This window comes from Pseudomonas sp. R15(2017), assembly GCF_002112685.1.
Lineage (GTDB): Bacteria > Pseudomonadota > Gammaproteobacteria > Pseudomonadales > Pseudomonadaceae > Aquipseudomonas > Aquipseudomonas glycinae.
The window spans coordinates 86336-110882 of the sequence record NZ_NEII01000004.1; the positions used below are offsets into that span (position 1 = coordinate 86336).

The 24547-nt window shown below is 62.9% G+C and carries 25 protein-coding genes; 22 read left to right on the top strand and 3 right to left on the bottom strand.

Annotated features, from left to right (window positions below):
- The first annotated feature begins 8 nt into the window (after positions 1-8).
- The 19 genes from CAF77_RS10090 to CAF77_RS10180 all read left to right on the top strand — a co-directional run bounded on the left by CAF77_RS10090 (position 9) and on the right by CAF77_RS10180 (position 17439).
- Complete coding sequence (locus tag CAF77_RS10090) at positions 9-263, top strand: acyl carrier protein (protein ID WP_007947135.1); 255 nt, start codon at positions 9-11, stop codon at positions 261-263.
- Entirely contained in the window at positions 260-805 is a 546-nt protein-coding gene (locus CAF77_RS10095) for a hypothetical protein (RefSeq protein WP_064382861.1), read from the top strand. Before CAF77_RS10090 ends, CAF77_RS10095 begins: the two co-directional genes overlap by 4 nt.
- Positions 802-2481 carry an acyl-CoA synthetase family protein gene (locus CAF77_RS10100; protein ID WP_064382860.1) on the top strand — a complete coding sequence of 560 codons (1680 nt, stop codon included), beginning with the start codon at positions 802-804 and terminating at the stop codon, positions 2479-2481. The genes CAF77_RS10095 and CAF77_RS10100 overlap by 4 nt, the downstream gene beginning before the upstream one ends.
- Positions 2474-3208 (top strand): glycosyltransferase family 2 protein, encoded by a 735-nt coding sequence (locus CAF77_RS10105; RefSeq protein ID WP_011332103.1) that lies wholly within the window; start codon positions 2474-2476, stop codon positions 3206-3208. The genes CAF77_RS10100 and CAF77_RS10105 overlap by 8 nt, the downstream gene beginning before the upstream one ends.
- Complete coding sequence (locus CAF77_RS10110) at positions 3205-4152, top strand: glycosyl transferase (RefSeq protein WP_064382859.1); 948 nt, start codon at positions 3205-3207, stop codon at positions 4150-4152. The genes CAF77_RS10105 and CAF77_RS10110 overlap by 4 nt, the downstream gene beginning before the upstream one ends.
- On the top strand, positions 4133-5677 hold the full coding sequence (gene hutH, locus CAF77_RS10115; protein WP_064382858.1) for a histidine ammonia-lyase: 1545 nt from the start codon (positions 4133-4135) through the stop codon (positions 5675-5677). Before CAF77_RS10110 ends, hutH begins: the two co-directional genes overlap by 20 nt.
- On the top strand, positions 5670-6095 hold the full coding sequence (locus CAF77_RS10120) for a thioesterase family protein (RefSeq protein WP_064382857.1): 426 nt from the start codon (positions 5670-5672) through the stop codon (positions 6093-6095). The genes hutH and CAF77_RS10120 overlap by 8 nt, the downstream gene beginning before the upstream one ends.
- Entirely contained in the window at positions 6092-6694 is a 603-nt protein-coding gene (locus tag CAF77_RS10125; RefSeq protein WP_064382856.1) for an outer membrane lipoprotein carrier protein LolA, read from the top strand. Before CAF77_RS10120 ends, CAF77_RS10125 begins: the two co-directional genes overlap by 4 nt.
- Positions 6678-9017 (top strand): MMPL family transporter, encoded by a 2340-nt coding sequence (locus CAF77_RS10130; protein WP_085654405.1) that lies wholly within the window; start codon positions 6678-6680, stop codon positions 9015-9017. Before CAF77_RS10125 ends, CAF77_RS10130 begins: the two co-directional genes overlap by 17 nt.
- Positions 9014-10174 (top strand): sodium:proton antiporter, encoded by a 1161-nt coding sequence (locus CAF77_RS10135; RefSeq protein WP_085654406.1) that lies wholly within the window; start codon positions 9014-9016, stop codon positions 10172-10174. The genes CAF77_RS10130 and CAF77_RS10135 overlap by 4 nt, the downstream gene beginning before the upstream one ends.
- Entirely contained in the window at positions 10161-11408 is a 1248-nt protein-coding gene (locus CAF77_RS10140) for an NAD(P)/FAD-dependent oxidoreductase (protein WP_085654407.1), read from the top strand. Before CAF77_RS10135 ends, CAF77_RS10140 begins: the two co-directional genes overlap by 14 nt.
- Positions 11405-12130 carry a class I SAM-dependent methyltransferase gene (locus CAF77_RS10145; RefSeq protein ID WP_064382852.1) on the top strand — a complete coding sequence of 242 codons (726 nt, stop codon included), beginning with the start codon at positions 11405-11407 and terminating at the stop codon, positions 12128-12130. The genes CAF77_RS10140 and CAF77_RS10145 overlap by 4 nt, the downstream gene beginning before the upstream one ends.
- The gene (locus tag CAF77_RS10150) at positions 12130-12612 is read left to right on the top strand and encodes a hypothetical protein (protein ID WP_085654408.1); all 483 of its coding nucleotides are present in this window, start codon (positions 12130-12132) and stop codon (positions 12610-12612) included. The genes CAF77_RS10145 and CAF77_RS10150 overlap by 1 nt, the downstream gene beginning before the upstream one ends.
- The gene (locus tag CAF77_RS10155; RefSeq protein ID WP_085654409.1) at positions 12609-13805 is read left to right on the top strand and encodes a beta-ketoacyl-[acyl-carrier-protein] synthase family protein; all 1197 of its coding nucleotides are present in this window, start codon (positions 12609-12611) and stop codon (positions 13803-13805) included. Before CAF77_RS10150 ends, CAF77_RS10155 begins: the two co-directional genes overlap by 4 nt.
- Positions 13802-14281 carry a hotdog family protein gene (locus CAF77_RS10160; RefSeq protein WP_085654410.1) on the top strand — a complete coding sequence of 160 codons (480 nt, stop codon included), beginning with the start codon at positions 13802-13804 and terminating at the stop codon, positions 14279-14281. Before CAF77_RS10155 ends, CAF77_RS10160 begins: the two co-directional genes overlap by 4 nt.
- Positions 14274-15002 carry a 3-ketoacyl-ACP reductase FabG2 gene (locus CAF77_RS10165; protein ID WP_064382848.1) on the top strand — a complete coding sequence of 243 codons (729 nt, stop codon included), beginning with the start codon at positions 14274-14276 and terminating at the stop codon, positions 15000-15002. The genes CAF77_RS10160 and CAF77_RS10165 overlap by 8 nt, the downstream gene beginning before the upstream one ends.
- Positions 15002-16237, top strand: a complete 1236-nt coding sequence (locus CAF77_RS10170; protein ID WP_064382847.1) for a beta-ketoacyl-ACP synthase — start codon at positions 15002-15004, stop codon at positions 16235-16237. Before CAF77_RS10165 ends, CAF77_RS10170 begins: the two co-directional genes overlap by 1 nt.
- 20 nt (positions 16238-16257) lie before the next feature.
- On the top strand, positions 16258-16698 hold the full coding sequence (locus tag CAF77_RS10175) for a hypothetical protein (RefSeq protein WP_011332090.1): 441 nt from the start codon (positions 16258-16260) through the stop codon (positions 16696-16698).
- 303 nt (positions 16699-17001) lie between these two features.
- Positions 17002-17439 (top strand): hypothetical protein, encoded by a 438-nt coding sequence (locus tag CAF77_RS10180; RefSeq protein WP_064382846.1) that lies wholly within the window; start codon positions 17002-17004, stop codon positions 17437-17439.
- On the opposite strand, the gene CAF77_RS10185 is transcribed toward CAF77_RS10180, so the two are convergent.
- Positions 17440-18336, bottom strand: a complete 897-nt coding sequence (locus tag CAF77_RS10185; protein WP_064382845.1) for a LysR family transcriptional regulator — start codon at positions 18334-18336, stop codon at positions 17440-17442.
- A gap of 178 nt (positions 18337-18514) precedes the next feature.
- Here CAF77_RS10185 and CAF77_RS10190 point away from each other — a divergent pair, with 178 nt between their 5' ends.
- The 3 genes from CAF77_RS10190 (at position 18515) to CAF77_RS10200 (ending at position 21719) form a co-directional block, all read left to right on the top strand.
- Positions 18515-19732 carry an MFS transporter gene (locus CAF77_RS10190; protein WP_371915538.1) on the top strand — a complete coding sequence of 406 codons (1218 nt, stop codon included), beginning with the start codon at positions 18515-18517 and terminating at the stop codon, positions 19730-19732.
- Positions 19733-19809: 77 nt separating this feature from the next.
- Positions 19810-21078 carry an AAA family ATPase gene (locus tag CAF77_RS10195; protein ID WP_064382843.1) on the top strand — a complete coding sequence of 423 codons (1269 nt, stop codon included), beginning with the start codon at positions 19810-19812 and terminating at the stop codon, positions 21076-21078.
- Positions 21075-21719, top strand: a complete 645-nt coding sequence (locus tag CAF77_RS10200) for a retron system putative HNH endonuclease (RefSeq protein WP_064382842.1) — start codon at positions 21075-21077, stop codon at positions 21717-21719. Before CAF77_RS10195 ends, CAF77_RS10200 begins: the two co-directional genes overlap by 4 nt.
- A gap of 71 nt (positions 21720-21790) precedes the next feature.
- Here CAF77_RS10200 and hemE read toward each other — a convergent pair whose 3' ends face one another.
- Positions 21791-22858: a uroporphyrinogen decarboxylase gene (hemE, locus tag CAF77_RS10205; protein WP_064382841.1), complete on the bottom strand. Its 1068-nt coding sequence runs from the start codon at positions 22856-22858 to the stop codon at positions 21791-21793.
- Positions 22859-23104: 246 nt separating this feature from the next.
- Positions 23105-24523 (bottom strand): FAD-dependent oxidoreductase, encoded by a 1419-nt coding sequence (locus CAF77_RS10210; RefSeq protein WP_007909438.1) that lies wholly within the window; start codon positions 24521-24523, stop codon positions 23105-23107.
- Positions 24524-24547: the final 24 nt, after the last annotated feature.

Genomic DNA, 24547 nt, shown 5'->3' on the forward strand with positions numbered 1-24547 from the left:
ACCGGACCATGCAAACTCGTGACGACATCTTCAACACCCTGCGCGATGCCCTGGTCGAGCTGTTCGAACTGGACCCGGCCCGCGTGAGCCTGGAATCCAACCTGTATCAGGATCTGGAAATCGACAGCATCGATGCCGTCGACCTGATCGATCACATCAAGCGCCAGACCGGCAAGAAAATCGCCGCCGAGGAGTTCAAGTCGGTGCGCACCGTCAGCGACGTGGTCGAGGCGGTCTACCGTCTGGTTCAACCGGCGGCATGAGCCGACTGATCGGTCTCGGCCTGCTGCTGGCGGGCCTGCTGTATCCCTTTGCGGTGTATTTCGGCATGGAGCATTTCGCGCCATGGCAGTTCGGCCTGCTGCTGGGCGGCCTGTGGCTGGCCCGCGCACTGACCGGCGAACGCAAGCCCGGCAGCCTGTGGATGGCCTTTGTGGCGATCGTGTTCTGCCTGCTGCTGGCGGTGTTCGACAGCCCTTTGCTGCTGCGTTGGTACCCGGTGCTGATCAGCGGCTTCATGCTGGTGCTGTTCAGCCTGAGCCTGAAATACGGCCCGCCGATGGTCGAGCGTCTGGCTCGCCTGCGTGAGCCGCAACTGCCGCTCAAGGCGATTCGTTACACCCGCCAGGTCACCGTGGCCTGGAGCGTGTTTTTCTTTTGCAACGGTTTGTGCGCCGCCCTGCTGACACTGTGGGCGCCGCTGAACTGGTGGATGTTGTACACCGGCCTGATCTCCTACGGATTGATCGGCCTGATGTTTGCCATTGAATGGCTGATACGACAACGGGTAAGAGGTCGCCCATGAACTGGATAAAACTTGAGCAGCTGTTGCTCAAGGCCCCGCCGGCGCGTGCTGTTACAAGCGCACCGGCACTCGATCACGCTCAACTGCGCGAACAGGCCCTGGGCCTGGCCGCCGGTCTGCAAGCACGCGGCGTGAAGCGTCTGGCGGTGCATCTGGAAGATGCCGCCGATCTGGCCGTCGCCCTGCTCGGTGCCTGGCGTGCCGGCATCAGCGTGTTGCTGCCCTCGGATCTGCAAGCACAGACCCGCCAGCGCTGGTCGAGCGACGTCGATCTGTGGCTGACCGATCAGGCCGGTGACGCCCGTCTGAGCGATCTGCAGCAACCGGCCCTGCCCGCAGCCGAACTGGATCTCGACCAGTGCCGCCTGAGCCTGTGCACCTCCGGCTCCAGCGGCGAGCCCAAGCGCATCGACAAATCCCTGCGGCAACTGGCCAACGAAGTCGAAGCCCTCGAACAGCTGTGGGGGGCGGATCTCGGCGAGGCCTGCATCCTCGGCAGCGTCGCCACCCAGCACATCTACGGCTTGCTGTTCCGCGTGCTGTGGCCGCTGTGCGCCGGGCGTCCGTTCCTGCGCAAGCAACTGGCCTTCCCGGAAGACCTGCAACGTGCCAGCCGCGAGCACCCGGCCTTCGCCTGGGTCGCCAGCCCGGCGCTGCTCAAACGCATGGGCGACAACCTCGACTGGCCAGCGCTGAGCGCCGTGCGCCGGGTGTTTTCCTCTGGCGGCGCATTGCCGGCAGACGCCGCAAAAAGCCTGCATCAACGCCTGGGACAGTGGCCGACGGAAATCCTCGGCAGCTCGGAAACCGGCGGCATCGCCTGGCGTCAGGGCGAATCGTTGTGGCAGCCATTTGCCGGCGTCGAGTTGAGCCAGGACAGCAATGACGCCCTGCTGATCGCTTCGCCTTACCTGCCCGCCGGGCATGTCGAACACACCGCCGATGCGGCAAGCATTCAGGCCGATGGTCGCTTTCAGTTGCTCGGGCGGCTCGACCGGATCGTCAAACTCGAAGAAAAACGTATTTCCCTGCCGATGCTTGAACAGGCGCTGGTGGCCCACGACTGGGTCGCCGAAGCGCGTCTGGGCGTGGTGCAGGAAAACCGCGCGTCGCTCGGCGCCCTGCTGGTGCTCAGCGAATCCGGCCTGTTTGCCCTGCGCGAACACGGTCGGCGCAGCCTGACCGAAACCCTGCGCCGTCATCTCGGCGACCACTGCGAAGCCCTGGCCCTGCCCCGCCGCTGGCGCCTGCTGCGGCAAATGCCGCTGACCTCGCAGGGCAAGTTGCCTCAAGCCGACGTCGAAGCCTTGCTGCTGGCACCACGGCCGAAAGCGCCGGAAATCCTGGAACAGGCCGAAACCGAGGGTGAATGGAACCTGCAATTGAGCGTTCCGCCGGACCTTGCCTACTTCAGCGGCCACTTCCCCAAGGCCCCGGTGCTGCCGGGCGTGGTGCAGGTCGAATGGGCGCTGAATCTGGGTCGACAACTGCTGAACCTGCCCGGCGCATTCGCCGGCATGGAAGTGCTGAAGTTCCAGCAACTGGTGCGCCCCGGCGATGAAGTCCAGTTGCACCTGCGCTTCGACCCGGAACGCGGCAAGTTGTATTTCGCCTACCGCAACGACACGGCCACCTGCTCCAGCGGGCGGATTCTGCTGGGGGCTGGCGATGCATAACCCTTGCGCCGTGATCCCGGTCTACAACCACGAAACCGCCATCGGCACGGTGGTCGACGCCCTGCTCGCCGAGGATCTGCCATGCATTCTGGTGGACGATGCCAGCAGCAAATCCTGCGCAGCGGTGCTGGACGCGCTGGCCGAACGCGAACGGGTTTATCTGGTTCGCCTCACTGCCAATCAGGGCAAGGGTGGCGCGGTGATGACCGGTCTGCGTGAAGCGGCGCGGCTGGGCTTCAGCCATGCCTTGCAGGTCGACGCCGACGGTCAGCACGACTTGCAGGATGTCGCGCGTTTCATCGAAGAATCCCGCGCTCACCCCGAGTCGCTGGTCTGCGGCTATCCGCTGTATGACGCCAGCGTGCCCAAAGGCCGTTTGTATGCGCGTTACCTGACCCACGTAATGGTGTGGATCAACACCCTATCGCTGCAGATTCGCGACTCGATGTGCGGCTTCCGGGTGTATCCGCTGGAACCGACGCTGGGCGTGATCGACTCGGCGCGGATCGGCAAGCGCATGGATTTCGACTCGGACATTCTGGTGCGCCTGGCGTGGCGCAATCAGCCGATGCGCTGGTTGCAGACCAGCGTGCACTACCCGCTGGACGGCGTGTCGCACTTTCGCCTGTTCCACGACAACGTGCTGATCTCGAGCATGCACACGCGCCTGTTCTTCGGCATGTTGCTGCGTCTGCCCGTGATCCTCTGGCGACGGTGGCGTCCATGACCGTCGAGACCGACAAGAAGCACTGGGCCGACCGCGAAGAGCGTGGCAGTTTCCTGCTGATGAAATTCACCGCACTCGCCGCCAAGGTTCTCGGCCGACGCCTGCTGAGCCCGTTGCTGTACGGCATCGTCCTGTACTTTTTTCTGTTCGGCCGAACTGCACGGTGCAGTGCCTGGCAGTATCAGCAGCGCCTCGCCGACTGGAGCGGTCGCCACGAATTGCGCCCGACCCGGTGGCGGGTGTTCCGCCAGTTCATGGCCTTCGCCGATTCGCTGCTCGACAAGCTCGACGTGTGGAACGGCAAGCTGAAGATCGAGCAGATCGAAATCATCGACCCGGCGCTGTTGCGCAATCAGTTGCGCGGCAGTCGCGGGCAAATGCTGGTGGGCGCGCATCTGGGCAACCTCGAAGTGTGCCGGGCGCTGGCGGAGCTGGGCGAAAAGGTCACCATGAACGTTCTGGTGCACACCAAGCATGCCGAGCAGTTCAATCGCCTGCTGGGCGAGGCCGGCGCGACCAACCTGCGGCTGATCCAAGTCAGCGAACTGGACCCGGTGATCATGCTGCAACTGCACGAACGGCTGGAACGCGGCGAGTGGCTGGCGATTGCCGGCGACCGCGTGCCACTGCACGGCGGGCGCAGTGTGACCGTGGACTTTCTCGGCCACCCGGCGCCGTTCCCGCAAGGGCCGTGGCTGCTGGCCGGCCTGCTGAAATGCCCGGTCAACCTGCTGATGTGCCTCAAGCAACCTGACGGCCACTATCGCCTGACTCTCGAGCCGTTCGCCGACGCTGTGGTGTGGTCACGCCGCGAGCGCGAACAGGTCATTCATCAGTGGGCCACCCGCTATGCGCAACGCCTGAGTCACTATTGCCTCGAAGCACCGTGCCAATGGTTCAACTTTTACCCATTCTGGAAAACCGATGACAACGCCAACTCCTGAGCCGGTCACCTTCGGCGAACGCCCTCTGCGCATCGAAGACGTGCTGGCCCTGGCCAACCGTCAGGCGCCCGTGCAGTTGCAGAGCGACGCGCCTTATCGCGAACGCATCGCCAAGGGTGCGCGGTTCCTCGATTCGCTGCTGGACAAGGAAGGCGTGATCTACGGCGTGACCACCGGTTACGGCGATTCCTGCGTGGTCGCAGTGCCGTTGCATCACGTCGAGGCGCTGCCGCGTCATCTCTACACGTTCCACGGTTGCGGGCTGGGCAAACTGCTCGATGCCCAGGCCACCCGCGCGGTGCTGGCGGCGCGTCTGCAGTCGCTGTGCCACGGCGTTTCCGGGGTGCGCATCGAATTGCTGGAACGCCTGCATGCCTTCCTTGAACACGACATTTTGCCGCTGATCCCCGAAGAAGGTTCGGTGGGCGCCAGCGGCGACCTGACGCCGTTGTCCTACGTCGCCGCAACCCTGTCCGGCGAGCGTGAAGTGATGTTCCGTGGCGAACGCCGCCAGGCTGCCGATGTGCATCGCGAACTGGGCTGGACACCATTGGTGCTGCGTCCGAAAGAAGCGCTGGCGCTGATGAACGGCACCGCCGTGATGACCGGTTTGGCGTGCCTGGCTTACGCCCGCGCCGATTACCTGCTGCAACTGGCGACCCGCATCACCGCACTGAACGTGGTGGCGCTGCAAGGCAATCCGGAGCACTTCGACGAGCGCCTGTTCGCCGCCAAGCCGCATCCGGGTCAGATGCAGGTGGCCGCGTGGCTGCGCAAGGATCTGGCAATCGACGCGCCGACCGCGCCGCTGCACCGCTTGCAGGATCGCTACTCGCTGCGCTGTGCACCGCACGTGCTTGGCGTATTGGCCGACAGCCTGAACTGGCTGCGCTCGTTCATCGAGACCGAACTCAACAGCGCCAACGACAACCCGATCATCGACGCCGAAGCCGAGCGCGTGCTGCACGGCGGGCACTTCTACGGCGGGCATATTGCGTTCGCCATGGACAGCCTGAAAAACCTCGTGGCCAACGTTGCCGACCTGCTCGACCGACAACTCGCACTGCTGGTGGACGAGCGTTACAACCACGGTTTGCCGAGCAACCTGTCCGGCGCCAGCGCCGACCGCGCGATGCTCAACCACGGCTTCAAGGCCGTGCAGATCGGCGCCAGTGCCTGGACTGCCGAAGCGCTGAAAAACACCATGCCGGCCAGCGTGTTCTCACGCTCCACCGAGTGCCACAACCAGGACAAGGTGAGCATGGGCACCATCGCCGCCCGCGACGCCATTCGTGTGCTGGAGCTGACCGAACAGGTCGCCGCCGCCACGCTGCTCGCGGCCAATCAGGGCGTGTGGCTGCGTAACCGCGATGAAGATGCGCGTCCACTGCCGCCATCGCTGGCCGCCATGCACGAACAACTGGCCGAGGACTTCCCGCCGGTGATCGAAGACCGCGCCCTGGAAGGCGAACTGCGCCTGTGTCTGCAACGCATCGCCGAACAACACTGGAGGCTGCATGCGTAGTGCCGGAGTGCTTCACGCCGATACGGAAATCCTCGTGCCGTTCTTTGACGTCGACACCATGCACGTCGTCTGGCACGGCCATTACGTGAAATACCTGGAAGTGGCGCGTTGCGCGTTGCTCGACAAGATCGGCCACAACTACAACCAGATGGTCGACTCGGGCTACGCCTGGCCGGTGATCGACCTGCAACTGCGCTACGTGCGCGGCGCGGTATTCGGTCAGCGGCTGAACGTGCGCGCCAGTCTGGTGGAGTGGGAAAACCGCCTGAAGATCCACTACCTGATCACTGATGCGCAGACCGGCGAACGCCTGACCCGCGCCAGCTCGGTGCAGGTCGCCGTCGAAGTGAGCAGCCGCGAGATGCAACTGGCCTCGCCGAAAGTCTTCACCGATGCCGTGGAAAGGATACTGCGATGAATGTGTTTCTGAAATCCCTCGGGTCCCTGGCGCTGCTGACGCTGTCGTCGCTGGCCAACGCCTTCGACCTGCAACAGTTGAGCGAGCAACTGGCGAAACCGGACGTGATCCACGGCCAGTTCACCCAGGAAAAACACCTGCGCGCCCTGCCCCAGCCGCTGATCAGCAAGGGCAGTTTTGTCCTCGCCAAAAACCACGGCTTGCTGTGGCTACTGAAAACCCCGCTGCAACAGGATTACCGCATCAGCGCCAAGGGCATCGCCCGGCGTGACGCCACCGGCTGGCAACTGCTGCCGAACAAGAGCGCCGGGGCCGAGCAGAACCGTTTGTTCCTCGCCGTACTGCAAGGCGACAGCAGCGGTCTGCAACGGGATTTCGAACTGGCCCTGAGCGGCGATGCGCAGCAATGGCAACTGACCCTGACTCCGCGCTCGGTGCTGCTCAAGCAGGTCTTCAACCAGATCAACATCAGCGGCGGCACCTTGGTGAACACCATCGAACTGCTGGAAACCCAGGGCGACAGCACCGTACTGCGCATGCAGGACAGCACTGCCGGCCAACCTCTGAGCGACGCGGAGCAACATGACTTTGCCGAGTGAGCGCAGGCTGCCCTGGCTGTTCCTGATCCTGCTGCTGGCCGTCGTCGCACTGGGGGCCTGGCAGTGGCGCGACGGTGCGCCGCTCTCGGCCAACCTGATGGAGCTGGTGCCCGGCACTCACCCGGACGCCCTCGAACTGCGCGCCGAACAACGCATGCAGGAACCGCTCAACCGCGACATGCTGGTGCTGGTCGGCCACACCGATCGCCAGCAAGCCGTCACCATGGCCCAGACCCTGGGCGAACAATGGCAGGCCAGCGGGCTGTTCGAAAAAGTGCAGTGGAACCTGCAAGCCGACCTGCCGGCCCTGCGCACGCAACTGCTGCAAGGGCGTCTGGCAATGCTTTCGGCGGATGACCGACAACTGCTGAGCGAACGTCCAGACGCCTTTATCCAGCAACGGGTACAGGCGCTGTTCGACCCGTTCACCGGGTTCAGTCTGGTGCCGAGCCAGGACGACTGGCTGGGCCTGACCGGGCGCATCCAGAACAGCCAGCCACAACATGGCGCGGTGCAGCTGGACATCAGCAGCGGTGCGTTGATCGCCGACGCCGACGGCAAGAGCTGGGTGCTGCTGCGCGCACGCACCACCGGCAGCGCCTTCGACATGAATCAACCGCTGCAAGTCGCCGCCCTGCTGCAACACAGCCGTGAGCAAGCAGCTCGCGCCGACGTGCAACTGTTGGCCGCCAGCGGCCTGCTGTACGCCGCCAACGGTCAGCAGCAGGCGACCCGGGAAATGACCTGGGTCGGGGGCGGCGCCACCATCGGCATCCTGTTGCTGTTGCTGCTCGCCTTCCGTCGCTGGCGGGTGCTGCTGGCGTTCATTCCGGTGCTGGTGGGCATGCTGTTCGGCGCGGTGGCCTGCGTCGCGCTGTTCGGGCACATGCATGTGATGACGCTGGTGCTCGGTTCGAGCCTGATCGGGGTGGCGGTGGATTACCCGCTGCACTACCTGTCCAAGAGCTGGAGCCTCAAGCCGTGGCACAGCTGGCCGGCGTTGCGCCTGACCCTGTCCGGGCTGACATTGAGCCTGATCACCAGCGCCATCGGTTATCTGGCGCTGGCCTGGACGCCCTTCCCGGCCCTGACCCAAATCGCCGTGTTCTCCGCCGCCGGTTTGCTCGGCGCCTACCTGTCGGCGGTGTGCCTGTTGCCGGCGCTGCTGAAAAACGTCGAACTGCGCCCGGCGCAGTGGCCGCTGCAATTGGCTGAGCGCCTGGTGCGACTACGGGAGAACCTGCTCGAACACGTCAGAACGCCGGTGTTGCTGACCCTGCTGATCGCCTTCTGCGTCGGTGGCCTGCTGCAACTGGAGAGCAGGAACGACATCCGCCAGTGGGTCGGTGCGCCGCAACGTCTGACCGATGAGGCACAGACCATCGCGCGGATTACCGGCTATCAGCCAACCAGCCAGTTCTTCCTGGTGCGCGCCGCCGATCAGCAGCAATTGCTGGAACGGCAAGCGGCCCTGAGCGAGCGCCTGGATCAACTGGTCAACCTCGACAAGTTGCAGGGTTATCTGGCGCTCAATCAACTGGTGAGCCCGCCGGCTCAGCAGCAAGAAGTGCGTGAGGCGCTCGGCAAGTTGCCGCAGTTCTGGCAGCCGTTGCTGGAGGTCGGCGTGCCGCTGGCGGCGCTGCAAACCGAGCTGCAACAGTTGCAGACCCTGCCCGCCGAAGACATCGATGCGGCGCTGGCCGGCCCGCTCGGCGAGCCCTACCGCACGCTGTGGCTGGGGCCGACCGAGGACGGCGTGGCGGCAATGGTGAGCCTGCAAGGCCTGAACAATCCGTCGCTGCTGCGGGTGCAGGCGCTGGATCTGCCCGGCGTGATGCTGGTGGATCGGCTCGGCGATCTGAACAAGGTGTTCGCCCAGACCCAGATCAGCGCCGCTGAGCTGAAACTCGCGTCCTGCGTGTTGATCGTGCTGGTGCTGATGCTGCCGTTCGGTCTTGGTGGCGCGCTGCGGATCGTCGCCCTGCCGCTGCTCGCTGCGCTGTGCAGCCTCGCCAGCCTGGGCTGGCTCGGCCAGCCGCTGACCCTGTTCAGCCTGTTCGGCCTGCTGCTGGTAGCGGCGATCAGCGTCGACTACGCGATCCTCATGCGCGAACAGGTCGGCGGCGCGGCCGTCAGTCTGCTCGGCACCTTGCTCGCCGCCGCCACCACCTGGCTGTCGTTCGGCCTGCTGGCGGTGTCGAGCACCCCGGCGGTGAGTAACTTCGGCCTGTCGGTGAGCCTCGGTCTGGCGTTCAGCTTCATGCTCGCGCCGTGGGCTGGGCGCCAGACCCATGCTGCTGCCGTCACGGAGCCTGCAGCATGATGGTGGTGATTTTCTGGCTGATGGCCCTGGCGCTGTTCTTCGTTGCTACCCGGGTTGGTCGGCATTTCGGGCTGATCCCGATCGTCAGTCAATTGCTGCTGGCCAGCTTCGGCCTGCCGCTGCTGATGTACTTCTGGATCGAACCGGGCTGGCAACTCAACGGCGCCGAACTGATCGCGCCGGGCTGGCTGAAAAACCTCTACAGCCTGAGCTTCGCCCTGCTGCTGGGGCACATCCTCAGCGACGTGATCGACCTGCGCCTGGACCGTCAGAGCGTGAAGATCGCCCTGCCGAGTTTCGCCGTGCCGTTCACCTGCGGCCTGGCGACGGCGTACTGGCTGCTGCCGACAGAACCGTGGATCAACTCGCTGGCCATCGGTCTGGTGTTCGCCATCACCGCGATCCCGGTGTTGTACCTGTACCTGCGCCACATCGACTACCCGCCCGCCGCCACCCGGCGGCTGGTGCAGACCGCGATCCTGATCGACCTGACTTGCTGGACGCTGTTCGGCCTCGCTCAGGGCAGCCTGCACCTGAGCAGTCTGTTGCTGCCGCTGGGGATGGCCTGCGTACCCGTGCTGATGCGAGTGTTCGGCATCCGCCGGCCATTAACCTACAGCCTCGGTTTCTTTGCGCTGTTGGTGTTGGCTGAACACTACAAACTCAACGCGCTGATTTTTGGCATTGGCTATCTGCTGTGCATGGCCGCGCTCAAGGTGCCACTGGTATTGCCGATCCCGGCGCACTGGATGAACCGCTTGCAGACCTGGGTGGCGATTCCGCTGATCCTGACTTTCGGCATCGTCCAGATCGACGTGCACAGCGCCCTCGCCAGTCTCGGCGCCGTGCAATGGGCGGCGCTGCTGCTGTTGCCGGTCGCCAGCAAAATCCTGGGCAACTGGCTCGGCCTCGGCTGGGCCGGCGCGTCGTTCGCAGGCGCCAGTCGCTGGCGCGAAAGCGTGCTGCTGAACATTCGCGGCTTGAGCGAAATCGTTTTTCTCAACCTGCTGTTGCAACAACAGCTCATCAGCCCGGCGCTTTACTTTGCGCTGATGCTGATGGGTCTGATCGCGACGCTGTTGCCGGCCTTCATCGGCCTGCACCGGGCGTCACTGAACCCTATTGCCGTACCCAGGAGCTCACGTGCCAATCGTTGAAATGGAATCCCGTCAGGTCGTGATCATCGGCGCCGGCCCCGCCGGCGCCATCGCCGCCGCATTGCTCAAGCGCAAGGGGCACGACGTGCTGGTGATCGAGCGTCAGCATTTCCCGAGGTTCTCCATCGGTGAAAGCCTGCTCTGCCATTGCCTGGATTTCGTCGAAGAGGCCGGCATGCTCGAGGCGGTGAATGTCGCCGGGTTCCAGCGCAAGAACGGTGCGGCGTTTGCCTGGGGCGAGCGCTACAGCGCGTTTGATTTTGCTGACACAATCACCGCCGGCAAGCCCACGACCCTGCAGGTGCAACGCGCCGACTTCGACAAGTTGCTGGCCGATCAGGCGGCGTTGCAGGGCGCGGAAATCCGCTATGGCGACGCGATTGTCAGCGTCGATTTCGAACGTCCGCGACCGCAGCTGAATGTGCGCCGCGAAGACGGCAGCGAGTACCGCGTCGAAGCCGATTTTGTCCTTGATGCCAGCGGCTACGGCCGCGTGCTGTCACGCCTGCTGGACCTCGAAGCACCGTCGAATTTCCCGGTTCGCCAAGCCGTGTTCACCCACGTCGAAGACCACATCGATCATCCCGGCTTCGACCGCGAGAAGATTCTCATCACCACCCACCCGCAGCACCGCGATATCTGGTTCTGGTCGATCCCGTTCAGCAACGGTCGCTGCTCGGTAGGCGTGGTGGCTGCCGCCGAACATTTCGCAGGTCGCGATGCCGACCTCGACGCCTGCCTGCGCGGGTTCATCGCCGAAACCCCGAGCCTGGCCAAAGTGCTGCACAACGCCGTGTGGGATACCCCGGCGCGCACTCTCGGCGGCTATGCGGCCAACGTCAAAACCCTGCACGGCCCGGGCTTTGCGCTGTTGGGTAACGCGGCGGAGTTTCTCGACCCGGTTTTCTCTTCGGGCGTGACCATCGCCATGCGTTCGGCGAGCATGGCCGCCGCTGTGCTGCACCGACAGTTGCAGGGCGAAACGGTGGACTGGCAAAGCGAATTCGCCGAGCCGCTGAAACGCGGGGTCGATACCTTCCGCTGCTACGTCGAAGGCTGGTACGCCGGCACCTTTCAGGACGTGATTTTCCACGAGCAAGGCTCCCCGGAAATCCGCCGCATGATCTGCTCGATCCTCGCCGGTTACGCCTGGGACGAACGCAACCCGTTCGTCAGTGAAGCGCGCCGTCGGCTGAAGACGATCTCCGAACTCTGTGCAAGGGACGACACATGAATTACCTGAGCGACAACTACGTCGAGGAAACCCGCTTCGGCTTCTGGTTCCTGCGCAGTCACACCTGGCAGCACCATGTGCTGCGCGTGGCGATCAACGATCTGCGCGGACTGTTCAGCGAATCGTTGCCGGCCAATCCGGTGCTGCTGGATGCCGGCTGTGGCCAGGGCAAGTCGTTCGGTCACCTGCGCCAGACTTTCGCGCCACAGCGGCTGATCGGCGTCGATGCCGATCCGCACAGCCTGGAATTGAGCGCCGCCGAGGCCGCGCGTCAGGGCTTCGACGTCGAGCTGATCGGCAGCGACTGCGCGACGCTCAATGTGCCGGACGCCAGCGTCGACCTGCTGTTCTGTCACCAAACCTTCCATCATCTGGTGGAGCAGGAAAAAGCCCTGGCCGAGTTCTATCGGGTGCTCAAGCCGGGCGGTTATCTGCTGTTCGCCGAGTCCACCGAGGCTTACATTGATACGTGGGTGATTCGCTGGCTGTTCCGGCATCCGATGCATGTGCAAAAGAGCGCGGCGCAGTACCTGGAGATGATTCGCCAGCAGGGTTTCGAGTTCGCCGAACAGAACGTTTCGTACCCGTATCTGTGGTGGAGCCGGTCGAAGGATTTCGGTCTGCTCGAACGTTTTGGTCTGCGCCAGCCCAAGCCCTTTGGCCAGCGGGAAGAAACCCTGGTCAACGTGGTGGCCCGCAAACCTTTGAACGAGGCTGTCTGATGTTGCGTGTTCTACTGCTCGCCTGCGTCCTGCTGCTCGGTGCCTGCGCCAGTCAGGCGCCGCTGCCGGCCGGCAACCCGAGCCTGCCGCTGCCGATGCAACTGCATATCGAGCGGCACCTGGCCGGACAACAGCAAGACTGGTTGCTGGTGATCCAGCGCGAAGGGCCGGGCATCCGCTGGTCGATGATGGATCCGCTGGGCATTCCCCAGGCGCGTCAGCAGTTGATCGACGGGCACTGGCAGGCCGACGGCCTGCTGCCGCCCAACCCGGAAGCCCGGGAGCTGTTCGCCGCGCTGCTGTTCGCCCTGACCCCCGCGGGCGAGCTGTCGCGCAACTACCCCGACGTGCAGCAACAGGGCGGCCGACGGTCCCTGCCGGCGCGCTGGGACATCCGTTACACCCAACCCTTGAGTTTCGAATTGAACCTGCCACAAGGCCCGCACTATCGCGTAACGCCACTCGGTGAACCGACGTCATGACCGCCTACCTCAATGCCCTCGGCGTGATCTGCGCCCTGGGGCGCGACAAGCAAACCGTGGCACGCAACCTGTTTGCCGGCGACTGCTCCGGCATGCGCCGCGAGTCCGGCTGGGTGCCGGAGCGCGAACTGCCGGTGGCCGCCGTACACGGCGATCTGGCGCCGATTCCCGAGGCGCTGGCCGACCAGCGCAGCCGCAACAATCAACTGTTGCTGGAAGCCGCGTTGCAGATTCGCGATGACATCGAGCAGGCGATCCAGACTTACGGGCGCGATCGCATCGGCGTGGTGCTCGGCACCAGCACTTCCGGTATCGACGAAGCCAGCCGTGGCCTGGCGCACTACATTCGTGACCAGCAGTTCCCGGCCGATTACGACTACCGGCAACAGGAACTCGGCGCCCCGGCGAATTTCCTCGCCGACTGGCTGCAACTGAGCGGCCCGACCTATGTGATTTCCACCGCCTGCACCTCCAGCGCACGCGCCTTGATGAGCGCCCGACGCCTGCTCGATCTGGGCCTGTGCGACGCCGTGCTGTGCGGCGGTGTCGACAGCCTGTGCAAACTGACCCTCAACGGTTTCAGTGCGCTGGAAGCGGTGTCGGACGAGCGCTGCAATCCGTTTTCCGCCAACCGCAACGGCATCAACATCGGCGAAGCGGCGGTACTGTTCGTGATGAGCAAACAGCGCGGTGCAGGGCCGGGCATCGCCCTGCTCGGCGCTGGCGCCAGCTCCGACGCGCACCATATTTCCGCACCTGAGCCGACCGGCCGAGGCGCGCTTCAATCGATGCAGAAGGCGCTCGATCAAGCCCATCTGCAAGCCGGCGACATCAGCTATCTGAACCTGCACGGCACCGCGACCCAGCACAACGACGCCATGGAAAGTCTGGCCGTTGACGCGCTGTTTGCCGACGGCGTGCCGTGTTCCTCGACCAAACCGATGACCGGCCACACCCTCGGCGCCGCCGGTGCACTGGAAGCAGCGTTCTGCTGGTTGAGCCTGAGTGCCGAAAACCCCGACCACGCCTTGCCACCGCACATCTGGGACGGCCAGGCCGATCCCGACCTGCCAGCGCTGAAGTGGGTGACTGCAAGCGAACGCCTGGCGTCCATTGCACCTCGCTACCTGATGAGCAACTCGTTTGCCTTCGGTGGCAATAACGTCAGCCTGATTATCGGAGACGCCCCATGAGCCACTGGCCGCTCGCCGAACTGCTGCCCCACGCTGGCGACATGATCCTGATCGACCGGATCCTGAGCTTTGACGACGAACAGATCCACACCACGCTCACCGTCCGACCCGGCGGCCTGTTCAGCCTGCCCGACGGCAGCCTGCCGGCCTGGGTCGGCGTCGAGTTGATGGCTCAGAGCGTCGCCGCGTTCGCCGGCTGCCATGCGCGGCAGAAAGGCAACCCGGTGGAGCTGGGCTTTCTGCTCGGCACACGCAAGTTCGAATGCAATGTCGCGGCCTTCCCGGTCGGCAGCGAACTGACCATCCATGGCCTGCGCTCGCTGGAGGACGACAACGGCATGGGCGTATTCGAATGCCATATCAACGCGCCCGGCATCGAGGCCAGCGCCCGGCTGAACGTGTTCCGCCCGCCGCAGGCGGCGGACTATCTGGAACAAACCCGCGACGAAACCAACAAGGAGTCGAACGATGACTGAATCAATACTGGTCACCGGCTCCAGCCGTGGCATCGGCCGTGCCATTGCCCTGCGCCTGGCTAGCGCCGGCCACGATATCGTCCTGCATTGCCGTAGCGGCGTGAGCGAAGCGCAAGCGGTGAAAGCCGAAGTCGAAGCCCTCGGACGCAACGCACGCATCCTGCAATTCGACGTGGCGGATCGCGAAGCCTGCAAAGCCATCCTCGAAGCGGACGTTGAAGCCCACGGCGCCTACTACGGCGTGGTGCTCAATGCCGGCCTGACCCGCGACGGCGCCTTTCCGGCCCTGAGCGACGACGACTGGGACGTGGTGCTGCGCACCAACCTCGACGGTTTCTACAACGTCCTGCACCCGGTGATGATGCCGATGATCCGCCGCCGCGCCGCTGGTCGCATCGTTTGCATCACCTCGGTGTCAGGGCTGATCGGCAACCGTGGCCAGGTCAATTACAGCGCCTCGAAGGCCGGCGTGATCGGCGCGGCAAAGGCGTTGGCGATCGAACTGGCCAAGCGCAAAATCACGGTGAATTGCGTCGCGCCCGGTCTGATCGATACCGCCATGCTCGATGAAAACGTGCCGGTGGAAGAACTGCTGAAAATGATCCCCGCACAACGCATGGGCACGCCTGAAGAGGTGGCCGGTGCGGTGAATTTCCTGATGTCGGCGGAAGCGTCGTACATCACCCGCCAGGTGCTGGCGGTCAACGGAGGCTTGTGTTGATGAAGCGCGTCGTCGTCACCGGCATGGCCGGCATTACCTCGCTGGGCAGTGACTGGGACACTATCGCCGGCAATTTCGCCGCCAACCGCAGCGGCATCCGCCGGATGGACGAGTGGGATCGCTTCAGCGAGCTCAACACGCGCCTGGCCGGGCCCATCGATGATTTCCAGGTGCCGGCGCACTGGACTCGCAAACAGCTGCGCAGCATGGGCCGTGTTTCGCGGCTGGCTGTCGGCGCGGCGGAAAAAGCGCTGGCCGATGCCGGCCTGCTTGGCGACGAGTCGATCAAGGACGGGCGCATGGGCGTGGCCTGTGGTTCGTCCACCGGCAGCACCGACGAGATCAAGGCGTTCGGCAACATGCTCCTCAACTCGGTGGCCGAAGGCCTCAACGCCAACTCCTACGTGCGGATGATGCCGCACACCACGGCGGCGAACATCAGCATCTTCTTCGGCCTCACTGGCCGCTTGATCCCGACCTCCAGCGCCTGCACCAGCGGCAGCCAGGGCATCGGTTACGCCTACGAGGCAATCAAGTTCGGCCGTCTGCCGCTGATGCTGGCCGGTGGCGCCGAAGAGCTGTGCCCGACCGAGGCCATGGTGTTCGACGCGCTGTACGCCACCAGCCTGAAAAACGATGCGCCGCACACCTCGCCACGCCCGTACGACAAGGGCCGCGACGGTCTGGTGATCGGTGAGGGCGGCGGCATGCTGGTGCTTGAAGAACTGGAACATGCCCTCGCGCGCGGTGCGCACATTCACGCCGAGATCGTCGGTTTCGGCAGCAACGCCGACGGCCAGCACACCACCCGCCCCGAGCAAGTCACCATGCGCCGGGCAATGGAACTGGCGCTGGAAGACGCAGGTCTTGCGCCGGACGTCATCGGCTACGTCAACGGCCACGGCACCGCCACCGAACAGGGCGATGTCGCCGAAACCCTGGCCACCAGCAGCTTGTTCGGTGAACGCATGCCGATCAGTTCGCAAAAGAGCTTCCTGGGCCACACCCTCGGCGCCTGCGGGGCGCTGGAATCGTGGTTCAGTATCGAGATGCTCAACCGCGACCTGTACGTGCACACGCTCAACCTCGACGAGGTCGATCCGCACTGCGGCAAGCTCGACTACCTGCGCGGCGAATTCCGCCAGATGAGCCACGAATACGTGATGAACAACAATTTCGCTTTCGGCGGGGTCAACACCTCGCTGATTTTCCGTCGCTGGCCCCAACCGAATTAATCCAGGTCAAGGAGACCTCCATGCACTTCAAGAAACTCGCTGCCACCCTGCTCATCTGCGCCATGCCGGCCGTCAGCCAGGCCCGTGACACGGCGGTCTACCTGCCGTTCGACAAGGCCGTCGCCGAAGCGACCCGCACCGGCAAGATCGACGGCAGCGTGAAGTTCTATCTGGCGGGCAACGCCCCGGCCGGCAAGGTCACCGTCGTCAGCCCCGGCGCCGTGACCAACAAGAAGACCAACGCCTTCAACAAGACCGACCAGGAAGCCTGCGAGTGGGTCGTGCAATCGGCGATCATCAGCCTGCACCAGGCCGCAAAAAACGCCGGCGCCAACGCCGTGACCAACATCGTCAGCTTCTACAAGAGCAACGAGCGCAAGGATGCGAAAACCTACGAATGCCACGCGGGCGCCATCATGGCGGGCGTAGCGTTGAAGGGCGATCTGGCGACGGTTCAGTAACGGCCGGAAACGACAAAGGGCGCCTTTCGGCGCCCTTTCACAAACAGGTTGGCTTGTCATCGCCTGTCACCTGTCTGGCTCTGCGATGGCTGGTTGCCCAGGATCCTCAGAGTCTCACAAGCCCCTTTCGGGAACGCCGGCAGTATTGCCTGAAAAGGTACTCCCGACAACGCTGGCATTTCGCTTCACCTTCGCAAGCACCATCTACACTCGCTCAAACAGACCAACGCACAATGCCTGCCAGAACCGCGAGCCCGATCGGTCAGGTATTCGCGGTTCTCTTTCACCGTCAAGGAGACAACCATGCAAGCGAAAGCCCTGATCACCGCCGCCCTTCTCGGCCTGCTGCCCGGCGCCAGCCATGCCACCAATCTGATGTACATGCCGTTCGAAACCGTTGTGTCGGATGCGATGCGCGCCGGGCGGCTGGATGGCAGTGTGAAGTTTTATCTGGTCGGCAACGGGCCTCAGGGAACTCAGCGGCTGTTGCAGCGCGGGGTGGTCAGTGACTTGAAGACCAACGGCTTCAACAAGAGCGATCACGACTCCTGCGAGTGGGTGTTGCAGTCGAATCTGATTGCGCTGCAGGCCGAGGCCAAGCGTGTCGGGGCGAATGCGGTGACCAACATCGTCAGCTACTACGACCAGCATGTGCGCAAGGATCTGAACACTTACGAATGTCGCGCCGGCATCTTTGTCACGCGAGTGGCGTTGAAAGGTGATCTGGTGCGGCTGCCCTGATCAACCGGCTTCGACCTTGCGCGTGAGCAGTTCGACAAACGCCTTGGCCATCGGTGATTTCTGGTCCTTGCGCTGCACCAGCCACACCGCCGTCACGGCCTCGGGATCGAGCAGCGGTCGATAGACCACGCCGTCGATGCGCATCCGCTGGTAGGACGCCGGCATCACCGACACGCCCAGACCGGCTGCCACCAGACCGATGATGGTCATGGCTTCGCCGGCCTCCTGGGCGAAGTGCGGACTGAAGCCCGCGTCGCGGGCCAGGCTGATCAGTTGCGAATAAAGACCGCTGCCGTAGCTGCGCGGGAAGAACACAAACGGTTCGAGGGCCAGCGCCGAGAGAAACAGCCCCTCTTCAGAGCCCTGCGCCAGCGGATGTTTGGAGCTAAGCACCGCGACCAAGGGCTCGCGCATCAGTTCGACCACGCTGAGCGAATCCGGCAAACCCAGCGGGCGCATGATGCCGACTTCGATCGATTCGTCCACCAACGCGTCGGCCACCATGGTGCTGCTCATCTCACGCAGATTCAGGTGCACAGCCGGGAAACGCTGACGGAAGGAAAATATCGCCTGGGGAATGGTCGAGTTGAACGGCGCCGATGAGGTAAAGCCGATCTTCAGCTCACCCAACTCACCAAGTTGCGCGCGGCGAGCCACGTCGGCCGCTTTATCGACTTGCGCGAGCACCAGCCGCGCTTCCTCCAGAAACAGTCGCCCGGCCTCGCTGAGCTCGACCCGACGATTGGTCCGCTCGAACAGTCGCGCGCCGACTTCCTGTTCCAGCGCCTGGATCTGCTGGCTCAGCGGTGGCTGGGAGATGCCCAGCACCTTAGCGGCGCGGCCGAAGTGCAGTTCTTCGGCGACGGCGATGAAGTAGCGCAGATGACGCAATTCCATGGGCACCCCATTAGGTCGTAAAAGCTATCAAACAGGTCGAACAATATATTGGATAGAAACATTAGCCAGCTATATGATTTTTTCATTGCCTGTCTGCCCGCGCCCTCCGAGGTCTGATGTGAAAACCGCCGTCGCTCCACTGGCCCATGAAGTCCCGCCCGCTGCGGCGGACGATGTGATGACCGAACTGCAAGAGATCTACATCGAGAAAGGCACGCCCGCGTTCATGCGCACGGTGCTCGCGCTGTTCAGCGGAGGCTTCGCCACCTTCGCCCTGCTGTACTGCGTGCAGCCGATGATGCCGCTGCTGTCCCACGAGTATTCGATCAACGCTGCGCAGAGCAGCCTGATCCTGTCGGTGGCCACCGGCATGCTGGCGTTCGGTCTGCTGATCACCGGCCCGATTTCCGATCGGGTCGGGCGCAAACCGGTGATGGTCGCCGCGCTGTTTGCTGCTGCGCTGTGCACCATCGCCAGTTCGATGATGCCGAGCTGGCATGGCGTCTTGATCATGCGCGCGCTGATCGGGCTGTCATTGAGTGGCCTGGCGGCGGTGGCGATGACGTACCTGAGCGAGGAAATCCATCCGCAGCACATCGGTCTGGCGATGGGTCTGTACATCGGCGGCAACGCGATTGGCGGGATGAGCGGGCGGTTGATCACCGGCGTACTGATCGACTTCGTCAGCTGGCACACGGCGATGATGGTGATCGGCGGCCTGGCGCTGATTGCAGCGGCGGTGTTCTGGAAAATCCTGCCCGAGTCGCGCAACTTTCGCTCCCGCTCGCTGCATCCGCGCAGCCTGCTCGACGGCTTCACCATGCACTTTCGCGATGCCGGCCTGCCGCTGCTGTTCCTCGAAGCGTTCGTGCTGATGGGCGCATTCGTCACCCTGTTCAACTACATCGGTTATCGCCTGTTGGCCGCGCCATACCACATGGATCAAGTGTTCGTGGGGCTGTTGTCGGTGGTCTACCTGTCGGGCATCTACAGCTCGGCGAAAATCGGTTCGCTGGCCGACAAACTGGGCCGCCGCAAAGTGCTGTGGGCGACCATCGCCCTGATGTTCGCCGGCCTCGCCCTGACGATGTTCACACCGCTGCCGCTGGTGATCATCGGCATGCTGATCTTCACCTTCGGCTTCTTCGGCGCTCACTCGGTGGCCAGCAGCTGGATCGGCCGCCGGGCGCTCAAGGCCAAGGGCCAGGCGTCGTCGTTGTACCTGTTCAGCTATTACGCCGGGTCGAGCATCGCGGGGACGGCCGGCGGGGGGTTCTGGCACCTGGCCGGGTGGAACGGGATCGGCCTGTTCATCGGCGCGCTGTTGCTGGTGGCGCTGTTGGTGGCGTTGAAGCTGGCGAAGCTGCCGCCGCTGGGTGGTGGCGAAAAGGTTTAGCGACAACTGCGCCCTAGCGGTAATCACGGGTCAAGGTACACTGACGGCATTCGCCTGCTTTGGTAAAGGAAGCCAGAATGCGCCTGGACCGTCTCCACATTCAGAATTTTCGTTGCTACGAAGATGCCACGTTCGACTTTCAGCCAGGGTTTAATCTGGTGGTGGGGGTTAATGGGAGCGGGAAGAGTTCGTTGTTGCAGGCGGTTGCCGTTTCGTTCATCGAACTCGGCAATGCCATGAAGCCAAGTCAGACCTCTCTAAAAAATGAAGACATTCGCTTTGTCATAGATCGTTTTGAAAACAGAAGCCGCTTTGAGCGCAAGTTCCCTTTGCTGGTACATGGCATAGGCAGTTTCTTCGGAGCTATAGACTGGGTCCTGAAACGAGATGCAGAAGACTTGCCCCATCTTGTAGATTCAGTATTCGACGCCGAGATAGACAAACTAAAACAGAAAATCAACCTGGCCATTCCGGTCGATTTGCCTGTGCTTGCTTTCTACCGCTCCAATCGCCGCTGGCAAGGGGTCGGAGTATCTGCTGAGTTCGCCGCGAAACAACGCGTCTCGCGCTTCGATGCCTACGTTAACTGGTTCGATGCAGTTGCGGATCTCAGAGAATTTGAAAGCTGGTTAATCGGCAGAACGCTGGAGCGGATGCAGAACCTTCTTGATTCCAACACCCAGTCACTTGAGTTCGACGACGAACTTTACTGGGTAAACACTGCGATCGAGCGCGCTATTCCCCACGCACAAAATTTGCGCTATGACCTCCGGCTGCAAAGCTTGTTGATCGACCTGGATGGAAAAACCATTCCCTTCAATGAGCTTAGCGATGGTCAACGCGGGATGATTGCATTGTTCGCCGATATCGCCCGACGCATGTGCATCCTCAACCCCCACATGGGCAAAGACGTCCTGAAGAACACCTCAGGCGTGGTTATCATCGACGAACTGGATATCCACCTTCACCCGGCCTGGCAACGCAGCATCGTGCCTGCATTGAGACAGGCTTTTCCCAAAGTCCAATTCATCGCCGCAAGCCACTCCCCACAAATCATCGGCAGCCTGAAACCTGAGGAAGTCATCCTGTTGCACAACGGGGATCCTACTCATCCGCGGGTCACCTACGGTCTGGATTCCAGCAGCGTGCTTGAAGAGGTAATGGGCGTTACGCAGCGCGAACCAGAGATCGAAGATCTGCTGTCCGAGCTTTTTTCCACGTTGGAAGATAACGACCTCGAAAAGGCAAAATCACAACTTGAGGCGCTGAAAAAGAAAGCCCCCGACCTACCGGAATTCGCCGGCGCCGAAGCACTGATCAGGCGCAAGGAGATTCTCGGCAAATGAAGCGAGTGCTCAAAGGAACTGAACCAGCTTCATTTACAGATTGGAAAAACTCGGCGAACGACGAGTGGAGTCCAACTTACCCAACGCTACAAAACCCGCAAAAACGGGATTTGCATAATGCCCTGCTTAAGGAGCAAGGCTTTTTCTGCTGTTATTGCGGCCGGGAAATAGATGCCTCGACCAGCCATATCGAGCACTTCAGACCTCAAGAGCATTTCGAAGAGCTGGCGTTGGAGTTTCACAACCTTCATGCCTCCTGCCTGCGAGAAACCAAGCCCGGCAATCCGTTGCACTGCGGCCATAAGAAGGGCAACTGGTTCGACGAAAACCAACACATTTCTCCCACCGACGAGAACTGTGAACAGCGCTTCCGATATCTGCGAACCGGCGAAATCCAGCCAAAAGATTCTGACGACCTTCCCGCCACAAAGATGATCGAGGTATTGGCGCTAGACATCGCCTACCTCAAAAATCGACGGCAGGACACAATCCGCCGCCTCTTCGATGATGAGTTCGTCATGCAAATCAGCGAGGAAGAGCTTGAGCGGTTGGTGACGGCGATCAGAAATACCGCGATTCCCAATCAAAAACCCTTCGACCACATCATCGCCCGCTACGCCGAACAACTCCTCGGACGCTAAACCCATCGCAAACAAAAACGCCCGGCATAAGCCGGGCGTTTTTGTTTTCTACTATTAGAGCTGAGCGCCGATTACTCGTGATACTGCGCCGACAACTCGTGCACCGCACGCAGGAAAGCGCCGGCGTGTTCCGGATCGACTTCCGGCGTGATGCCATGGCCGAGGTTGAACACGTGGCCGCTGCCCTTGCCGTAGCTGGCGAGGATGCGCCCGACTTCGGTGCGGATCGCTTCCGGCTTGGCGTAGAGCACGGTCGGGTCCATGTTGCCTTGCAGCGCGACCTTGTCGCCCACGCGGGCGCGGGCGTTGCCAATGTCGCAGGTCCAGTCCAGGCCCAGTGCGTCGGCGCCAGCGTCGGCGATGCTTTCCAGCCACAGGCCGCCGTTCTTGGTGAACAGGATCACCGGCACCTTGCGACCGTCGTGCTCGCGGATCAGGCCGCTGACGATTTTCTTCATGTAGGCCAAGGAGAACTCCTGATACGCCGCCGCCGACAGGTTGCCGCCCCAGGTATCGAAGATCTGCACCGCTTGCGCACCGGCCTGGATCTGGCCGTTCAGGTACGCGGTCACCGACTGCGCCAGTTTGTCCAACAGAAGGTGCATGGCTTGCGGGTTGTCGTAGAGCATCGCCTTGGTCTTGCGGAAGTCTTTCGACGAGCCGCCTTCGACCATGTACGTGGCGAGGGTCCACGGGCTGCCGGAGAAACCGATCAGCGGTACACGGCCGTTCAGCTCGCGGCGGATGGTGCTGACCGCGTCCATCACATAACCGAGATCTTTGTGCGGATCCGGGATCGGCAGGGCTTCGATGTCGGCCAGGGTACTGACGACTTTCTTGAAGCGCGGACCTTCACCGGTCTCGAAGTACAGGCCCTGGCCCATGGCATCGGGGATGGTGAGGATGTCGGAGAACAGGATCGCCGCGTCCAGTTGCGGATAGCGGTCCAGCGGTTGCAGCGTGACTTCGCAGGCGAATTCCGGATTCATGCACAGGCTCATGAAATCACCGGCCTGGGCGCGGCTGGCGCGGTATTCCGGCAGGTAGCGGCCGGCCTGGCGCATCATCCACACAGGGGTGACGTCTACGGGTTGCTTGAGCAGGGCGCGGAGGAAACGGTCGTTCTTCAGGGCAGTCATGTCGGCATCCGGAAAAAAAGTGCGGGCATTTTCTCAGAGCGCGACGCAAAAGGCACGGATGCAGGTCAGCCTTTTGTCTATCGGGTCAATTTGTCGCGTTTTTTTCACAGAAGATCGTTCCCACGCTCCGCGTGGTAACGCCGCCAGTGACGCTCCGCGTCACGCCTTTTGGGACGCAGAGCGTCCCGGGAGGCATTCCCACGCAGACGGTTCGACGCCTCGACGTGGGAACGATCAGAGGAAGGTTTAGACGCCCAGGTAATCCAGGATCCCTTCAGCCGCATTGCGGCCTTCGAAGATCGCCGTCACCACCAGGTCGGAACCGCGCACCATGTCGCCACCGGCGAAGATTTTCGGGTTGCTGGTCTGGTGCTTGTACTGACCCTGCTCGGGCGCAACGACGCGGCCCTGGCTGTCGGTCTGGATCTCGAACTGCTCGAACCACGGCGCCGGGCTCGGGCGGAAACCGAACGCGATGACCACGGCGTCGGCCGGGATGATCTCTTCGGAGCCCGGGATCGGCTCGGGGCTGCGACGGCCACGGGCATCCGGTTCGCCGAGACGGGTCTCGACCACCTTCACGCCTTCGACCTTGTCCTCGCCGACGATGGCGATCGGCTGGCGGTTGTAGAGGAATTTCACGCCTTCTTCCTTGGCGTTTTTCACCTCTTTGCGCGAGCCAGGCATGTTCGCTTCGTCACGACGATAGGCGCAGGTCACCGATTTGGCGCCCTGGCGGATCGACGTGCGGTTGCAGTCCATCGCCGTGTCGCCGCCACCCAGCACCACGACCTTCTTGCCCTTCATGTCGACGAAATCTTCCGGCGACTTTTCAAAGCCCAGGTTGCGGTTGACGTTGGCGATCAGGAAATCCAGCGCGTCATAAACGCCCGGCAGATCCTCACCGGCAAAACCGCCCTTCATGTAGGTGTAGGTGCCCATGCCCATGAACACGGCATCGTATTCGGCGAGCAGTTGCTCCATGGTCACGTCCTTGCCGACCTCGGTGTTGAGGCGGAATTCGATGCCCATGCCGGTGAAGACTTCGCGGCGATTGCTCAGCACGGTCTTCTCGAGCTTGAACTCGGGGATGCCGAAGGTCAGCAGACCGCCGATTTCCGGGTTCTTGTCGAACACCACCGGAGTCACGCCGCCGCGCACCAGCACGTCGGCACAACCGAGGCCCGCCGGGCCCGCGCCGATGATCGCGACACGCTTGCCGGTCGGTTTGACCTTGGACATGTCCGGGCGCCAGCCCATGGCGAACGCGGTGTCGGTGATGTACTTCTCGACCGAACCGATGGTCACCGCGCCGAAGCCGTCGTTGAGGGTGCAGGCACCCTCGCACAGACGATCCTGCGGGCACACCCGGCCGCAGACTTCCGGCAGGGTGTTGGTCTGGTGCGACAGCTCGGCGGCCTGGAGGATGTTGCCCTCGGCCACCAGCTTCAGCCAGTTCGGAATGAAGTTGTGCACCGGGCACTTCCATTCGCAATACGGGTTGCCGCAACCCAGGCAGCGGTGGGCCTGGTCGGCCGACTGCTGGGGTTTGAACGGTTCGTAGATTTCCACGAACTCTTTCTTGCGTTGACGCAACAGTTTCTTCTTCGGATCCTTGCGCCCGACATCGATGAACTGGAAGTCGTTATTCAGACGTTCAGCCATTGTTAAAACCTCATCAAACTCTTC

Bases quoted from the DNA above. Each gene is read 5' to 3' on its own strand.
- CAF77_RS10090 (WP_007947135.1), top strand. From the start codon at position 9: ATGCAAACTCGTGACGACATCTTCAACACCCTGCGCGATGCCCTGGTC.
- CAF77_RS10095 (WP_064382861.1), top strand. From the start codon at position 260: ATGAGCCGACTGATCGGTCTCGGCCTGCTGCTGGCGGGCCTGCTGTAT.
- CAF77_RS10100 (WP_064382860.1), top strand. From the start codon at position 802: ATGAACTGGATAAAACTTGAGCAGCTGTTGCTCAAGGCCCCGCCGGCG.
- CAF77_RS10105 (WP_011332103.1), top strand. From the start codon at position 2,474: ATGCATAACCCTTGCGCCGTGATCCCGGTCTACAACCACGAAACCGCC.
- CAF77_RS10110 (WP_064382859.1), top strand. From the start codon at position 3,205: ATGACCGTCGAGACCGACAAGAAGCACTGGGCCGACCGCGAAGAGCGT.
- hutH (WP_064382858.1), top strand. From the start codon at position 4,133: ATGACAACGCCAACTCCTGAGCCGGTCACCTTCGGCGAACGCCCTCTG.
- CAF77_RS10120 (WP_064382857.1), top strand. From the start codon at position 5,670: ATGCGTAGTGCCGGAGTGCTTCACGCCGATACGGAAATCCTCGTGCCG.
- CAF77_RS10125 (WP_064382856.1), top strand. From the start codon at position 6,092: ATGAATGTGTTTCTGAAATCCCTCGGGTCCCTGGCGCTGCTGACGCTG.
- CAF77_RS10130 (WP_085654405.1), top strand. From the start codon at position 6,678: ATGACTTTGCCGAGTGAGCGCAGGCTGCCCTGGCTGTTCCTGATCCTG.
- CAF77_RS10135 (WP_085654406.1), top strand. From the start codon at position 9,014: ATGATGGTGGTGATTTTCTGGCTGATGGCCCTGGCGCTGTTCTTCGTT.
- CAF77_RS10145 (WP_064382852.1), top strand. From the start codon at position 11,405: ATGAATTACCTGAGCGACAACTACGTCGAGGAAACCCGCTTCGGCTTC.
- CAF77_RS10150 (WP_085654408.1), top strand. From the start codon at position 12,130: ATGTTGCGTGTTCTACTGCTCGCCTGCGTCCTGCTGCTCGGTGCCTGC.
- CAF77_RS10155 (WP_085654409.1), top strand. From the start codon at position 12,609: ATGACCGCCTACCTCAATGCCCTCGGCGTGATCTGCGCCCTGGGGCGC.
- CAF77_RS10160 (WP_085654410.1), top strand. From the start codon at position 13,802: ATGAGCCACTGGCCGCTCGCCGAACTGCTGCCCCACGCTGGCGACATG.
- CAF77_RS10165 (WP_064382848.1), top strand. From the start codon at position 14,274: ATGACTGAATCAATACTGGTCACCGGCTCCAGCCGTGGCATCGGCCGT.
- CAF77_RS10170 (WP_064382847.1), top strand. From the start codon at position 15,002: ATGAAGCGCGTCGTCGTCACCGGCATGGCCGGCATTACCTCGCTGGGC.
- CAF77_RS10175 (WP_011332090.1), top strand. From the start codon at position 16,258: ATGCACTTCAAGAAACTCGCTGCCACCCTGCTCATCTGCGCCATGCCG.
- CAF77_RS10180 (WP_064382846.1), top strand. From the start codon at position 17,002: ATGCAAGCGAAAGCCCTGATCACCGCCGCCCTTCTCGGCCTGCTGCCC.
- CAF77_RS10185 (WP_064382845.1), bottom strand. From the start codon at position 18,336: ATGGAATTGCGTCATCTGCGCTACTTCATCGCCGTCGCCGAAGAACTG.
- CAF77_RS10190 (WP_371915538.1), top strand. From the start codon at position 18,515: ATGACCGAACTGCAAGAGATCTACATCGAGAAAGGCACGCCCGCGTTC.
- CAF77_RS10195 (WP_064382843.1), top strand. From the start codon at position 19,810: ATGCGCCTGGACCGTCTCCACATTCAGAATTTTCGTTGCTACGAAGAT.
- CAF77_RS10200 (WP_064382842.1), top strand. From the start codon at position 21,075: ATGAAGCGAGTGCTCAAAGGAACTGAACCAGCTTCATTTACAGATTGG.
- hemE (WP_064382841.1), bottom strand. From the start codon at position 22,858: ATGACTGCCCTGAAGAACGACCGTTTCCTCCGCGCCCTGCTCAAGCAA.
- CAF77_RS10210 (WP_007909438.1), bottom strand. From the start codon at position 24,523: ATGGCTGAACGTCTGAATAACGACTTCCAGTTCATCGATGTCGGGCGC.